Annotated in this window: 1 pseudogene; it reads right to left on the reverse strand. The window is 70.8% G+C overall.

What is annotated here, in order from left to right:
- Nucleotides 1-569, reverse strand: a pseudogene (locus ASH02_RS19580) (hypothetical protein); the annotation flags it as partial.

Here is a 569-nt window from a genome sequence, read left to right on the forward strand (position 1 = left end):
CAGGTGGACGTAGACCACGGCCCGGGGACGCAGCTTGACCGGATCGATTTGGCGGAGCGCGTCGAGCAGATGCTCCGGGAACCCGTCGGCCCAGGCCACCGGTGACGAGCCGGGTTCCGCGTCTTCCGGCTCGGGCTCAGCATCAGGATCCGGTGCTGGGTGGGCGGCCGCATCGGAAGCTGCCTCCGGCTCGTGGTCGGCTCCGGTCTGGTTGTCGTCGCGGGCCGCGTCGCTTGTGCCGGCGGGCTCACTGTTGCTGGGCTGGCCCTGGTCGTCGCTGCCGCCGTCGTCCGCGGCGGCGTCGTTGTCGGTGTTACCGGCTTCGTCCTCGTCGTCGTTGGCTTCGTCGTGGCCGTCGCCGGGCTGGTCCTGGTCGGTGGAGTGTGGTCCGGGGTCGGGGTTCTCGGCGTGCTCGAGCAGCAACGCGAGCAACTCCGCGGGACGCGCCAGCCACCCGAAGGCTTCGGCACGTCTCGTGTCGAGGGACCGGTACGGCACCTCGGCTTCCTTGTCGCGGGCGGCGAGGATGTCGGCGATCCGGTTCAGCATCGCATCGACCCAGACCGCGT

Source organism: Nocardioides sp. Soil796, from assembly GCF_001429525.1.
Lineage (GTDB): Bacteria > Actinomycetota > Actinomycetes > Propionibacteriales > Nocardioidaceae > Nocardioides.